This window comes from Candidatus Nitrososphaera gargensis Ga9.2 (genome assembly GCF_000303155.1).
Lineage (GTDB): Archaea > Thermoproteota > Nitrososphaeria > Nitrososphaerales > Nitrososphaeraceae > Nitrososphaera > Nitrososphaera gargensis.
The window spans coordinates 2,350,641-2,363,329 of sequence record NC_018719.1; the positions used below are offsets into that span (position 1 = coordinate 2,350,641).

A 12,689-nucleotide genomic window follows, 5' to 3' on the forward strand; every position below is an offset into this window, starting at 1 on the left:
TGAAGAGAAAAGGTTGACTGGCATGGAACGAAGATACGGTTTCCTCTTTATCGGCGCGGTACTGGCAGCAGGCATGATGTTTGCGGTAGTAGTACAGCAGAACGGAGCGTCCGGGCAGGCAGGAGGAGGTGTCGTGCCGCCAAATGCTACGGACGACATGCGGAGGCAGGAAAACACTACAGAGGCCGGCAACTTTACTATAAGCTAGGAAGGAGGTCTTGGCAACGAAACCACGATTTCAAGCATACCCACGCCAGTTAACATGACTCAGCTGAGAACGCATATCGACAACGCCAACAGCGCACTAGAGGAGGACGACACGCAGGCGGCGATGGGACACATCGTCTTAGCCCTGGAAGAGATTGAAATGATACTGGGAGGCAACGTGACGTGGACAGCCAATGCCACGGACACAGAGACAGCGGCGGCGATGGGCAATGCAACAGCCATGACAGACGATACGGAAATGAATAGCACCGCTAGGGAGAGTGATGATACAGAAACCCAGATGATGCCGTAACAGCACAGCAGTAGAGGCGCCAACAATCATTCTCCTTCTCCTTTTTTCTTTTCAGCTACAGTTACTTACTTTTTGGGATGTGCCGATAACTTGGAACCCTACGCAGTAGCTCCCATTGTTGCCTTTATTCCCTGAGCCAGCTTCAATTCGGTATCTAGCCCCGGGGCAAACTCTTGCAGGTTTTCGGCGAAGGATGGGATATCTGCTCCCGATGGAAATCCCTCAATTACCTCTAACGTACCACCATCATCAAAAGGTGAGTCACCTTTGAATATCTTGCCGATCTCGCTTATCTCACCATTATTTGTAAAAGTCTACATCTGGTTGTGCAAATTCTTTCTTTCCAAGTCTCTAACCTCAGGCATGCCTGAGGTGTCAATCCTAGGAATAGGCAATGCCTTGCTCCAGCTGACCCCTAGGGATTCAAGCGCCTTTGCAAATACCTTTTCATGCGATAGATCCCGTACTATCAGGTAGGACACGGTGGACCTGTATGCTTTGTTGTTGCTCATTTCATACAGCCTGCATTTTTGCAGCCTCCCCGTGGCTTCAAGCATAAGGTTGTCGCTGTCATACACGTAGCTGGCCGTCCAAGGGTTTCCTGCAGCATTTACAGGTCTTGCGCTTTGCGCCGCAACTAGAAAATGATGTATGTTTGGTGAATCCAGTGCAACTGACAAGGGCAGGTCATTTGGCTGCTGGCTTGTCGGAGACACGCCTTCAAGCAGCATATTGATGTATTGGCAACCTGCTCTATGTGGCCCATCTCTTCTACTGGGCTTTGTTTAAAAAGTCATGGGTTCACGTTCGGATAGCTGTTTGAATGCATGATCATGGATTTGTGGATTACTACTTTTTACACAAAGCCCTTCTGCTGCCATGCTTCTTAAAAGATCCTGATACGGCTTGGCGTCTCCTCTGAAGTTCATATTTTGAAAAGAGTATTGCATCATTGTACGCATTTCTCCAAATTGACCACCTAGCCCCTCTTGGAGCGCCTAAGCTGCCCTTGGATCTGGCTTGTCTGCTTGAGGTATCGGATGAGGCAACCTATTGACTGATAGAAACATTGACTTTAGCAGGGCATCATGCTTCTTAAGCGCTGCAGAACTAGCCACTCCAGAAAGTAAGCAAATCAACAGTCAGAATTATTATCTACGTAACAACTCCTCCTATTACATGCATATCTAAAAAATCGGTGCCTGTATAATAGTAGTAGTTAGTGGGCCGTAAGGTTCCCGCCGTGATATCATGTCAATACAGAGGGTTTTCAGTTCATTGGGCCAACACGTTAGCTATATAGTTTTTGGTCTTAATACGCAGGTTTCCATACTCATAGAGGTTCTAAAAATTGAACTCACGATGAACTTGCTATCATGCACATAAAGATTTTAGTCTTTCAACAACAAAGGTTGACTATAATCACATCCAGTTTCTTACTGTTGAGAAGCAAGTGCCAAAGGTTATTGCAATACAAAGCAAACACAAAGTTATTATCAACGCATTAATCGCTCTACGCGGCGTCTTATTTGGCTTGTAGGATGCTTTGTAATCGGATTGCAATAAGACGTTCTTTCTCTGATACCGCATATGCGTCGGGCTTGAAGAGATGCAGTGTCTGTAGCGTCTATATCTATTGCACTTCAATAAGGTGTCCTTGCTGCAGCGTAAGGCTAAGGACGCACCCCCGTAGCGGAAAATCAAAGGCCATCCTAAGAAGGATAAGGCATCAAAGAGCTTCGCTGTCCGATAAACAGTAGTTTACTCTGCCATACATTGCAAACGTCCCTCTTAATTCCGGGTCAAAGCACGCTTCCGATAGTTTGAAAGCAGCAGTATACAGGGAACACGATAAGGATCCAAAAAAAGTAGTTAGGATTGAAGATGTCGAAATACCAACACTAAAACCCAATGAGGTTCTAATAAAAGTTGAGGCCTCAGCATACAATTACAACGACCTATGGGGCATATGGGGCGAGCCAATCAAGATCCCTCTCCCTCACATTTCTGGAAGCGATGTTGCCGGGACAGTAGTTGAAGTTGGCGAAGACGTTACCAAGATAAATGTTGGGGATAGAGTCGTTTCGCACCCAAATCTTACTTGCAGGGTATGTTATGAGTGCACCTCCGGTCGGGAGTACGATTGCAGTTCGCGGCTTGTCTGGGGATTTCAGACAGGTCCTCTGTGGGGAGGCTTTGCGCAGTACACACACCTCCCTGAAGTAAATGTTGTAAAGTTGCCCGATAATGTTTCATTCAATGATGCGGCCGCGATTTCTATGGTTGGAATGACTGCATGGCACATGCTGGTGACAAGGGCAAAGATAGAACCCGGCCAGACTGTATTGATAATGGGAGGGGGAAGCGGGATGGGAATAGCTGGCATACAAATTGCCAAGTTGTTCAATTGCGATGTTATCGCTACTGCAGGCAATAAAGAAAAAATGGACAAGTGCATCGAGCTTGGAGCCGACCATGTCGTAAATCACCGCGAAGAAGGGTGGCATAAAAAAGTGCGAGAAATCACAAACAAGGAAGGCGTTGATATAATCTATGAACACATTGGCAAAACCGTATTTCCTCAGGAAGTAGGGTTATTGAAGATGGGTGGCACTCTGGTTTCAACAGGTGCTACAACAGGCTATGACTCAACAATCGATTTGAGATATCTGTTCTTCAGAGGCATCAACCTTCTTGGAGCCACACAAGGAACAAAGGCTGGGCTGGAGCAGGTAATAGGATGGGTCAGCAAGGGCAAGATAAAGCCGGTGATTGATACAATCCTCCCATTCAGCAACATGGTTGAGGGACACATCAAGATGGCAGACTCGCAACTGTTTGGCAAGATAGTGACGACTCCGCAGAAACTGTGAGGTGGTTTAGAAAGCAAAATGAGTTTCAAATTTGGAACAGCGATCAACTGCATTGATGGAAGAACCCAACAACGTGTAATAGATTACATGGTACAAAACCATGACGTTGACGGCGTTGATATGATTACATTTCCGGGTGCAGATGGAATGTTTTCCAGCCAAGAGCGTGCAGTGGAAGTAGAGCTTGCCAGAAGAGCCGTTTCAATCTCTGTAGAGAGGCACAACTCTAAGGTGATTGCAGTCGTTGGGCACCACGATTGCGCGGGCAACCCTGTGGATAAGGAGCGCCACTATATGCACATACGCAGAGCGGTTGAGAAAGTGCAATCCTGGGGGCTGCCTACGCGAATCATTGGGCTGTATGTCAACGACGAGTGGCAGATTGAGCAAGTCAGTCAGATTTTACTAACGTGATGAGAGATAATTATATGATGGATAACAAATCCTCCTCCTATTTTTATAGAGAGGTAATGTCTCTCGATTGTCCTATGATAGGCCATGTCGTCAGGGAGACTGAAGATAGAATAGTTGTGTTTGGTCTGGGTGACGACAGATATGATATTCTAAAGACAGAGATACAATCTGACAGCAGCGAACGCATAATGATTGGCCTGCCATTGTACGAGATCGCAAGGAGATACAAAAGAAGTAGAAGAGAATCTCTGCCAAGGTCTAGAAAGGATCTTGAAGATGGCGTATACCAGCTTTCATCTGAAGGCGAAAAGGAACACCAGATAATTCCATCGCTCAGTTACAAGAGTGTCGTTACTATGGACAAGGAACATGTAGGGCATATCATTAGTGAAACAAAGAATAAGATAATTGTTTTTGGACATTACATGTACAGGTTTGACATTCCTAAATCAGAAATACATTCGATAAACACGAAAAACACTGTGATCTTGAGAATGCGCTATGATAACGTATTCAGATATGGGGTTGATAGAAATGCTCAATTGCCTGGCAGTCAATTTTCAGCGAAGCCTTAGGGTTGCTGATATCTTGATTAGTTTTCGTGCGTCACAGCGCTTCATCAGTATCTACGGAAAACGATAATACAGAATCTGTAATATCGAATTTCACTTTTTTCAATCCAAAGTCTTCAAAGAGAAAGCGATATTGCTCTGCCAAGTACATGGACCACTTTTTGCCCATTTCATGCTGGATAGTGTATGAATGCTTGGAATAATTGGCGTCATGCCTATATGGATAGCCTGCAATCCTTATCCACGTTTCAACTACATCAAGTGCCGATGTTATATTGTATTCATTTCTGAGCATTAGCACAAAGTTCTTGGTTTCTTTTTTTGCGATATACTCGGCTATCTTGACAAGCTGCTCCTCTGTGGCAATTTCTAGCAATCTGAGAATGAGGCCTTTTCTGACTGTGATAAAGCCTGCCTTTGCAGCATTTGAATGCCAGTCAACGTGCTGCCGAAAGATCTGGCTGGCCATTGTGTTCAGGCTTATTTCTTTCTGTGAGGCCTCTTTGCGCAGCTTCTCAATGAGAGTGGTGTCAAGCCTGAAAGCGATGGTCTCTGTCTTCCGTCTTTCTTCGGACAAGCTTGTCAGATTTCGTCAGCCCTGCAGATAGGGGAAATGACATCAGGATAAAGGTGTTGTGCTATTTACATGAATTTCGGTGACATTGCAAGAAATAAACACAGGTGCAATCGAGACCTATTGTTGAACCAAGATCTTGCCTGCGCTGCTGTTCCGGTCCTTTAGTCTTTGCTTATGGTAACAATGAAAGCAGACCAGTTTCCCATTGACCGTCGTAAATGATAGGTCATTGTAGAACGTCTCGCATTGTGTGCAGAACTTCATGCGCATTCACCTCGCTGCCCTTCATGACCATGCACAGAGCCTTCCATTCTGCCGCGCCCTTCATACATTAGAGAGACGTTCATTCTGCAAAACCTGCAGATTTCGTCTGCTAAAAGGCCGGTTCCGCAGCCGCTGCATACTTGCCCGCTGTCGACACATTTTACTATTCCCATACCATTATCAAAATGGCATTTGCTTATTGATTTCATGTTTGCAGTGCAAACTATTTGCTTATTTGTCAAGGAGTAATTGCTTGGTCAAAACCAGCATCACGCAATCCATGAAATTGAGTCGAGAAGGTGTGACTGTAAGGCGAACTAAACACTCAAGACTAGGGACTATCACTGGAACGTAACAGGTCCGCGATTTCATCAGCTTATGAGTTTTTCAAAGTACAATATGGTGAATTGGACGTAATAGTTGACGATATAGCCGAAAGGGCGGCGCAGCTAGGCAGCAAGGCGATTGCCACTCTTGAAGAGTTCAAGCAATTGAGCGAGATAAAGGAACATCCAAATCAATATCCAGACGCAAATAAAATGTTATCAAACCTGTTTGCCGACCATGAAAAATTATCCGCAGCACAAGAGCAATGCTGATACAGTCGATGAAAAGTACAACGACATCGCGACTAATGACTTTCTAATTGGCTTGGTTGAGCAGCATGAAAAGATGGCATGGATGATAAGGGCTCGGAAGGAAAATAATAGAATACCATAAATCCTTTTTTCATAACTTTGGAGCTCCGATGGCTCAATGTCTATTGAAAATTATGTTATAGAAAAATGTTATGGGCCGTAAGGGATTTGAACCCTCGACCTTTCGATTATCAGTCGAACGCTCCACCAAGCTGAGCTAACGGCCCGTTCAATCAAAATTGCTAGCGTTATTTAAGTGTCAGCACCGGTACACTTTTAACCCTATTATTCTAGAGTAGTTTTGATCCAAAATAGGCAAGAAAAAGGTACTTTCTGAATCAGAGTTGAAGGAGATGGTCATGCCTCAGGAGGGCGAACTTCTAGGCAGGGTCATAAAACTAGTCGGAGGTGACAACATTATTGTCAAGTGCACCGACGGCAAGGTGAGAACCTGCAGGATTCGAGGCAAGATAAAGCGTAGGATGTGGATAAGGGACGGTGACCTAGTGCTGATAGCTCCGTGGGACTTCAAGTCCGATAGGGCAGACATTATATGGCGCTATATCTCTGCACACGCAGAAAAGATGAAGGCAGATGGCTTGTTGCAAGGCCTAGATTAGTGGTTTTTAATAAATGAGAATACAAATATCAATATAGAGCCTGTCTGCAACCACAATCGCTTGGTGAGGATAGCAAAGAGGCTCGTCCGCTACAACGTGGCAGACGGCAGGGCCTCTGAAAAGGGGATGCAGGGGCGCATGCAGTATTCCTGCGAAAAATGCGGCAAAAAATTTGGCGCATGGAAGCACCTCCGGCAGCACAAGGTTGAAAGTCATTCTTATTGAACACTTAAATTATCAAAATCTCGGCTACAGTTCGTGGGCCGGTAGTTTAGTCCGGTAGAATACCTGCCTTGCATGCTGGCTGGCAATGGCAGCAGAGGAGACGTAGGTGGTCGTGGGTTCAAATCCCACCCGGTCCACTACATTTTCAAATACGTATCCGTGATATACTGCTCTGCTTGGATGATGATAATGCAGGCAAAAGGTGTCAGAAAGAACTGCAGAGCTTGGCTGATCCGGAAAAAGCCGCAGTGTTGCAGCGGTTTTTCAAGGCAGGACAGGGCCAGTACGGCGAAGGCGACGTTTTCCTTGGAGTCGTTGTGCCCAAGTCAAGAGAGGTAGCCAGGAAGTTCAGCCAGCTCCCACTGGAAGAGGTAAAGGCGCTGCTCAAGCGTTCATGAGGAGCGGCTCGTCGCGCTCTTGATCCTTGCTCGGAAATATGGCGATAGTAGTGCATCTGGCAGAGAAAGAAGAAGAGAAAAGATCATCGGGTTCACCTTGAAGCAAGTGAACAACTGGGACCTTGTCGACCTCTCTGCACCGAATGCTCGGGGCGCACCTGATAGACAAAGATAGGCAGTTGCTGTACAGGCTCGCCAAGTCTGGCAGTGTGTGGGAGAGGAGAATAGCGATCATTTCAACATTTTACTTTATCAGGAACGGAGAGTTTAACGATACTCTAAAGATTGCAGAGATGCTTTTACACGACGATTACGACCTCATCCACAAGGCCGCCAGCTGGATGCTGCGCGAAGTCGGCAAGAGGGACGCCGCAGCAGAGGAAGTTTTCCTTAACAGGCACTACATGACCATGCCCTGGACGATGCTCCGCTACGCCATTGAAAGGTTTCCAGAAAGGAAGAAGCGCCGCTACATGAATATGTGATCGCAAGATAGGCGTTAGGTTCAAATATGGTGTTGGGGGGATGCATCCTATCATGGAATACGTATACGCCGCTTTACTGCTACACAAGTTAAAGCAGAATATCACCGAGGATAGTGTTAAGAATGTTGTCAAGGCCGCTGGCGTTGCCCCTGATGACGTAAGGGTGAAGGCTCTGGTAGCGGCATTGAGCGAAGTGAATATTGAAGAGGCTCTGAAGGCAGCCCCGGTCGCAGTTGCAGCAGCCGCTCCAACAGCGGGCGCAGCGCCGGCAGCAGGCGGAGGAGCAGCCGCAGCCAAGGCGGAAGAAAAGAAGGAAGAGAAGAAAGAGGAAGAGGCACTCGAAGGGCTATCTTCCCTGTTCGGCTAAAGCACCTATATATACTGGCTTTAGCCAGTTTTTATTACATCTTCTTTTTACGCACAAGCAAAAAATCGCCAACTATACACATGTGCGTTTCCAATCCAGTTGTGACTTTACTGCTAAATGATTATTACTTGAGAGCATGCATCGATAGAACCCAAAATACCCAAATACGGCGCAGGCTTTCAGAACACCTGTTGTGGCGATAATTGAAAAGCTGAGGCAGCTGAGCATCGTCGGGTCTATAGTCGTAATGCCGGACTTTTTCGTTGACCGCATAATCCGGCTTGAGTCAAAAGAGAAGTTTTTCGACGCGCTGGGCAAAAAGGCTGCAAGAGGAGGCGGTAGCGTCAGAGGCGTACCGACGGCCGACGTCAAGGGCGGCAACGCTGTCAACGTCGCCTACTGCCTTGCCAAGCTGGGAGTAAAGGTAGCGTTGTTCACCGTGGCGGACGAGATAGGCGCCGCGATGATAAGACAGGCGTTTTCGCAATTTGGCGACAAGGTGACCCTCAGGATAACCAGCGGTAAGAACGGTCTCACTACTGCGTTTGAGTTTCCCCACGAAGACACCCTGGTGAACGTGATGATGAGTGACATTGGCGACAACGCAAATTTCGGCCCAGAAAGGCTGGGCTCCGAGGCTGACAGGGCCATTTTGAAGAATGCCGACGGCGTCATAGTCACAAACTGGGCCAGCAACCAAAAAGGGACCGAGCTGACTGAATTTGCGTTCAGGAACTCGCCAAGCGCGTTCCACTTTATCGACCCTGCCGATATTGATACAAGGAAGCAGGACTTTGCGAGCTCGCTTGAAAAGCTTGCAAGCATGACCGATTGCCTCAGCATCAATGAGAACGAGTGCAACTCGCTTGCAGACGCGCTCGGCCTCGGGCACCTACTGGGCTCAAACTACAGCGCGGACGAGGTCAAGGGCGCGGCCAAAAAGATCGCAGGGAAGGTGGGCATCAGCATTGACCTGCATTCCAAGATCGGCGCGGCCTGGTCCAACGGCAGGGAGAGCACGTTCGTGCACGCAATCAAGGTCGATGCAAAGACGATCACCGGCGCCGGCGACTCATGGGATGCTGCAGACATTATCGGCTACCTTGCCGGCCTTGACCCGCAGGAGCGACTGCTGTTTGCAAACTGCTGCGCCTCGCTCTACATCAGGGATCCGCAGGGTGAGCCTCCGGCCATGAACAAGGTCTTTGAGCTAGTAGAAAGGGTGCAGTGATCAATCAGACCAGCTTGCTTGCGTCAAACGGGTCCTTGACCGATCGGAGCATGTAGAGCATCTTTGTTATGTAGCGCTGCCTTGAAGGGACCTCGGCCAGCTTGCGCTGGTAAAAATCGATCAGGTGGTCAATAAGGCAGCCGGCATCCTTTGAATCTGACAGGTTGGCAAGTATCTGCGAGTACCAGTATTCCACTAGCGCGTCCTCGCCGTACTTTTCCTCAAGCTCTACAATGTAGGCAAAGTTGGAGTGGCATTTCCTGCATAGCCCGTGGTGTGCCTCAGCATAAGAGTTGCTCTCGTGGTGGCCGCATCTTGCTTTCATATCTATGTGTATCAATATACGCAAAGATCCTATTTGAACCATGGCAGGCATTTTAAATGACAATGGTGTCATCATCAACTATATGATAGAAGCAGAGGACGCAGTCAGGGTAGTTGACACTGTGGCCAAGAACCTGATGGGCGTATCAAACAACAGGTCAAACTTTGAGAGGCTGCCCGACACATTCTGGGGCTACTATGCAAGGGGCCACGACGGCAAGGGCAGGTTCGCAGTAATCGTCACGTACTCTGAAAACGCGGGCGACGTTGACGAGCTGATAAAGATGTATGAGCAGTGGGTCGCCAAGAGTAAGAAGGCGGTCAGGTGACCTGCTCTATGACCCACTCGCGGAACTTGGCTATGGCGAAATCCTCTGACTGCTTGATAAACGCAGGATCCTTGACGCGCCACTGGTCCTGAGGGATTCCGTCAAAGAATTCTTGCATACACAGAATGAAACGGAACCTCAGGTTGCGAAGGTTTTCAACAATGCCGTAGCGATACAATGTGCCGGCTATTCCACCAAACGCTTCGTCGTAGTTGCTCTTGAACGCCGGGACCTTGAAGGTTTCGTCCAGTATCGCAATGATTTCGTCAAGGTCGCCGCGGAGCGTGATGATCGTATCATCATGTTTTGGTCTTGAGCATTTCCAGCTTTTTGCTGTAGACGGCCTTTATATTGGCGTCGATGTCAAGGCTGTATTTCGTTGCTAGGTAGTAGAGCAGGGCCGCGGATTCTGTAATCTCTATCTTGGCGTGCTCGACATTGTTCTTTTCCATGGCAAACGCGATCTCGCCTATTTCCCTCACAAGATGAATGAAGGCTGCTGATCTGTTTTCGCCAAACTTTCTGTTATAGTATTCAACTGCAACAGAGCTCATATTATTATCATGGTTGACGCGGCACCGGATATAAAAATTAGAGGTCCGGCATTATTACTGTATTACATGTTGTAGTCATCATGAAACTGATTTTTCACATTTAAACATAATAATAAGAAGGAGATGGGGATAGCAACTGTTGCTATCCTGCCATCCCCACCTTCTTCATCTTTCATGCGGTTAGGGCAATAGGTTGCCGAATTGGATGTTCTGGTTTATGGTTGGAACATTGATCTGGACGTTTCCGTTTGCTCCATTCTGTGTGGCACTTTGGCTTATGCTGCTTGATATTGACTGTATAAGGTTCGCGGAACCGGAGCCGGTGGCAACGGCTACTCCTGCTGCAATGTTGTTGCTAACTGCGACAGGGGTGTTCACCTGTACGTTAAGTTGGGTTGAGACTTGGACATTGTTGTTGATTGTGTCTTGCACTATAGAGCTTGGCGTGATAGCAAAGGCAGCTGGCACTATTCCCATCACACCAAACGCGGCTACCATGCCTAACAACGAAGTCGATGTCAGGGTGTTTCTGATCATGTCAAGGTGGTTGTAAAAACATTGGAAATAAGGGATACACCATTTTGTCTTTCGCTAAATCTTTTATTGTTGCTTTTAATTTTTTGATTTTGGCAAAAACTCATTGTAAATTTGCAATATCTTGTTGAATTGCAATAGAATGATTCCCCAAACCCGTCAAGGATGACTCTTGTCCCAAAAATGTACAGTTGTAATTCAAAATAATATCGGGTAACAAGTGCGTTCAAGCATTTGCAGAATAGTCATGAGGTGCTTATCAGTACTATGGGACGGTGTACACATTTAGGCATTCCCTTGTGGAGAACATGGCACACAAGTCTAATTAGTGAAAAATGGAAAACAGACTAGTATCACTATGCCGATATCCATAAAGTTTCTGCTATTCCAGATTAACTGAGCTGAAAATCATGGTGCTAATTTTGTGTTTTATTAAAAGACAATAATTCTAATCCTTTAAAGACAATAATTTCACCACCCCTTCGACATGAGAACTCTACCTATCGGCCTAATGGCCGCAAGTCTTATGGTGGTCAGTGCAGCTGTTCCGGCATTTGCACTGAACCAGAGCACCATCATAAATAGCAACGACAATGTCAACCAAGGCAATGTCCAACTCTCAAAACAGTGGGCAAAGGCAACGACGACAACTAATCAAGGCGTCAACCGCCCACAAGCGTCAACAAACCAGCTTGCTGTTGGTTCTGTCCAAGTTGGCGTAACAAGTCAGGACAACAGTCAGACCTCGACCTCAGGCAACTTCATAGGCCAGTCTTCCACACAAAGCGCAAACAACATTCACGTCTCATCGAGGACTACCACCACTTCGCAAACGGCCGTATGTGCAGTGTTTGCGGCCTGTTAAGCGCTGATGCCGACTAGCTCGGCCCTCTTTTTTCTTTTTGATATTTTATAAAATTGCTATACAGTGATTAAAGTAGCCAGTTTTGATCAAGTCGTAGCAAAGGAAACTTGGAGCAAAAACGCGATCTGCTCAATAGAAGATTGCGTTAGAGCCATCAAGTTCAATGCAAACCGCAGCTCTATTGATATCCTGTCTATATTCGGATCTGCATTTTCCCGATTACTTCGCCGATTTGATTGTACTTTCTAAGAAAACGCTGTCCTCTTTCAGTTATGTTGTATGTTTGCGTATATGCATCGTATTCTACCAGGCGCCTCTCTGTCAAGAGTGAAAGATAGTCTGTCGCCTGCACGTAGCTAAGGTAGACTCTGTGCATTATCTGTGGCTTGCTCAAACTGTTGTTAGCGATAGCTTCCAATATTTGACCTATTATATCTATTTGAGTTCTATACTGCATCAACTAGAACACCATTATAGAGTGTCTTTCAGTAAGCATATAGGTCTTTCTACGCCGAATTCTAGAAAATATTAGTATAACATCACCTAACTTAAGCTAGGGGATGACCCTAATTTCCCATGCCCCTGCGATCAAATTTTCACGCTGGAGCTTCATGATCAGAGTGTTGGCCTTGGTGTGTTCAAACAAAGCGAAAATATCTCCCGGCTGCACTGGAAAGAAATTCCGGATTTTCTTTGTTATCGTAAAGCGGTATTGTGAATCTATTGTGACAGTGTCCAAGACGTATAGCACGTCATGGGCATAGTAGTTATTGGTAGTAGTATCCTGCAATAACGCATTATCAGGCTGATAAGGTGGTTTATTAAATCGCAATACATAAGCGTCGTGTAGATTAAATTCTTTAAGCTTTCCCTGAATATTTCCTATATGCCCTTCTATA

Annotated in this window: 20 protein-coding genes, 2 tRNA genes and 2 pseudogenes; 15 read left to right on the forward strand and 9 right to left on the reverse strand. The window is 46.5% G+C overall.

Annotated features, from left to right (window positions below):
- Positions 1-22 precede the first annotated feature (22 nt).
- Complete coding sequence (locus tag NGAR_RS14105) at positions 23-208, forward strand: hypothetical protein (protein WP_148681516.1); 186 nt, start codon at positions 23-25, stop codon at positions 206-208.
- A 54-nt stretch (positions 209-262) separates the two neighbouring features.
- Positions 263-520, forward strand: coding sequence for a hypothetical protein (locus tag NGAR_RS14110; RefSeq protein WP_015020457.1), 258 nt, complete (start codon positions 263-265; stop codon positions 518-520).
- A 314-nt stretch (positions 521-834) separates the two neighbouring features.
- Here the strand turns inward: NGAR_RS14110 and NGAR_RS14115 are convergent.
- Positions 835-1,506 (reverse strand): annotated as a pseudogene (locus NGAR_RS14115) (manganese catalase family protein); the annotation flags it as partial.
- 837 nt (positions 1,507-2,343) lie between these two features.
- On the opposite strand from NGAR_RS14115, the gene NGAR_RS14125 reads away from it, so the two are divergent.
- From NGAR_RS14125 to NGAR_RS14135, 3 genes are read left to right on the forward strand one after another with little or no spacing between them, the layout of a single operon-like run.
- Positions 2,344-3,393: a zinc-binding dehydrogenase gene (locus tag NGAR_RS14125; RefSeq protein WP_015020460.1), complete on the forward strand. Its 1,050-nt coding sequence runs from the start codon at positions 2,344-2,346 to the stop codon at positions 3,391-3,393.
- An 18-nt stretch (positions 3,394-3,411) separates the two neighbouring features.
- Positions 3,412-3,807 (forward strand): carbonic anhydrase, encoded by a 396-nt coding sequence (locus NGAR_RS14130; RefSeq protein ID WP_015020461.1) that lies wholly within the window; start codon positions 3,412-3,414, stop codon positions 3,805-3,807.
- Between the two features lie 14 nt (positions 3,808-3,821).
- The gene (locus NGAR_RS14135; protein ID WP_228369197.1) at positions 3,822-4,382 is read left to right on the forward strand and encodes a low molecular weight phosphatase family protein; all 561 of its coding nucleotides are present in this window, start codon (positions 3,822-3,824) and stop codon (positions 4,380-4,382) included.
- Positions 4,383-4,413: 31 nt separating this feature from the next.
- Here the strand turns inward: NGAR_RS14135 and NGAR_RS14140 are convergent, their stop codons facing one another.
- On the reverse strand, positions 4,414-4,956 hold the full coding sequence (locus NGAR_RS14140; protein ID WP_015020463.1) for a hypothetical protein: 543 nt from the start codon (positions 4,954-4,956) through the stop codon (positions 4,414-4,416).
- A gap of 671 nt (positions 4,957-5,627) precedes the next feature.
- On the opposite strand from NGAR_RS14140, the gene NGAR_RS19465 reads away from it, so the two are divergent.
- Positions 5,628-5,819, forward strand: a complete 192-nt coding sequence (locus NGAR_RS19465) for a ferritin family protein (protein ID WP_015020465.1) — start codon at positions 5,628-5,630, stop codon at positions 5,817-5,819.
- The gene (locus tag NGAR_RS17880; protein WP_187147532.1) at positions 5,785-5,940 is read left to right on the forward strand and encodes a hypothetical protein; all 156 of its coding nucleotides are present in this window, start codon (positions 5,785-5,787) and stop codon (positions 5,938-5,940) included. Before NGAR_RS19465 ends, NGAR_RS17880 begins: the two co-directional genes overlap by 35 nt.
- A gap of 71 nt (positions 5,941-6,011) precedes the next feature.
- Here the strand turns inward: NGAR_RS17880 and NGAR_RS14150 are convergent.
- Positions 6,012-6,085: transfer RNA gene (locus NGAR_RS14150), tRNA-Ile, on the reverse strand.
- 84 nt (positions 6,086-6,169) lie between these two features.
- Between NGAR_RS14150 and NGAR_RS14155 the strand changes: the two genes are divergently transcribed.
- The 6 genes and pseudogenes from NGAR_RS14155 (at position 6,170) to NGAR_RS14175 (ending at position 9,184) form a co-directional block, all read left to right on the forward strand.
- On the forward strand, positions 6,170-6,478 hold the full coding sequence (locus NGAR_RS14155; protein WP_148681518.1) for a translation initiation factor aIF-1A: 309 nt from the start codon (positions 6,170-6,172) through the stop codon (positions 6,476-6,478).
- Between the two features lie 63 nt (positions 6,479-6,541).
- Positions 6,542-6,703 (forward strand): hypothetical protein, encoded by a 162-nt coding sequence (locus NGAR_RS17885; protein ID WP_228369198.1) that lies wholly within the window; start codon positions 6,542-6,544, stop codon positions 6,701-6,703.
- A 35-nt stretch (positions 6,704-6,738) separates the two neighbouring features.
- Positions 6,739-6,840, forward strand: a tRNA-Ala gene (locus NGAR_RS14160).
- A 39-nt stretch (positions 6,841-6,879) separates the two neighbouring features.
- Positions 6,880-7,586 (forward strand): annotated as a pseudogene (locus NGAR_RS19470) (DNA alkylation repair protein).
- Between the two features lie 52 nt (positions 7,587-7,638).
- The gene (gene rpl12p / locus NGAR_RS14170; RefSeq protein ID WP_015020470.1) at positions 7,639-7,953 is read left to right on the forward strand and encodes a 50S ribosomal protein P1; all 315 of its coding nucleotides are present in this window, start codon (positions 7,639-7,641) and stop codon (positions 7,951-7,953) included.
- A 193-nt stretch (positions 7,954-8,146) separates the two neighbouring features.
- The gene (locus NGAR_RS14175) at positions 8,147-9,184 is read left to right on the forward strand and encodes a carbohydrate kinase family protein (RefSeq protein WP_015020471.1); all 1,038 of its coding nucleotides are present in this window, start codon (positions 8,147-8,149) and stop codon (positions 9,182-9,184) included.
- Between the two features lie 4 nt (positions 9,185-9,188).
- On the opposite strand, the gene NGAR_RS14180 is transcribed toward NGAR_RS14175, so the two are convergent.
- Complete coding sequence (locus NGAR_RS14180) at positions 9,189-9,524, reverse strand: hypothetical protein (RefSeq protein WP_148681519.1); 336 nt, start codon at positions 9,522-9,524, stop codon at positions 9,189-9,191.
- A gap of 67 nt (positions 9,525-9,591) precedes the next feature.
- Here NGAR_RS14180 and NGAR_RS14185 point away from each other — a divergent pair, with 67 nt between their 5' ends.
- Positions 9,592-9,837, forward strand: coding sequence for a hypothetical protein (locus NGAR_RS14185; protein ID WP_148681520.1), 246 nt, complete (start codon positions 9,592-9,594; stop codon positions 9,835-9,837).
- Here NGAR_RS14185 and NGAR_RS14190 read toward each other — a convergent pair.
- The 3 genes from NGAR_RS14190 to NGAR_RS14200 all read right to left on the reverse strand — a co-directional run bounded on the left by NGAR_RS14190 (position 9,830) and on the right by NGAR_RS14200 (position 10,928).
- On the reverse strand, positions 9,830-10,015 hold the full coding sequence (locus NGAR_RS14190; protein WP_148681521.1) for a hypothetical protein: 186 nt from the start codon (positions 10,013-10,015) through the stop codon (positions 9,830-9,832). The two genes, NGAR_RS14185 and NGAR_RS14190, sit on opposite strands and share 8 nt — an antisense overlap.
- A gap of 121 nt (positions 10,016-10,136) precedes the next feature.
- Positions 10,137-10,391: a hypothetical protein gene (locus NGAR_RS14195; protein WP_015020475.1), complete on the reverse strand. Its 255-nt coding sequence runs from the start codon at positions 10,389-10,391 to the stop codon at positions 10,137-10,139.
- A 180-nt stretch (positions 10,392-10,571) separates the two neighbouring features.
- The gene (locus tag NGAR_RS14200; protein WP_015020476.1) at positions 10,572-10,928 is read right to left on the reverse strand and encodes a hypothetical protein; all 357 of its coding nucleotides are present in this window, start codon (positions 10,926-10,928) and stop codon (positions 10,572-10,574) included.
- A gap of 484 nt (positions 10,929-11,412) precedes the next feature.
- Between NGAR_RS14200 and NGAR_RS14205 the strand changes: the two genes are divergently transcribed.
- Complete coding sequence (locus NGAR_RS14205) at positions 11,413-11,790, forward strand: hypothetical protein (RefSeq protein WP_148681522.1); 378 nt, start codon at positions 11,413-11,415, stop codon at positions 11,788-11,790.
- A gap of 193 nt (positions 11,791-11,983) precedes the next feature.
- On the opposite strand, the gene NGAR_RS14210 is transcribed toward NGAR_RS14205, so the two are convergent.
- Positions 11,984-12,247 (reverse strand): winged helix-turn-helix domain-containing protein, encoded by a 264-nt coding sequence (locus NGAR_RS14210; protein ID WP_148681523.1) that lies wholly within the window; start codon positions 12,245-12,247, stop codon positions 11,984-11,986.
- 96 nt (positions 12,248-12,343) lie between these two features.
- Complete coding sequence (locus NGAR_RS14215) at positions 12,344-12,580, reverse strand: hypothetical protein (protein ID WP_015020479.1); 237 nt, start codon at positions 12,578-12,580, stop codon at positions 12,344-12,346.
- Between the last annotated feature and the right edge of the window lie 109 nt (positions 12,581-12,689).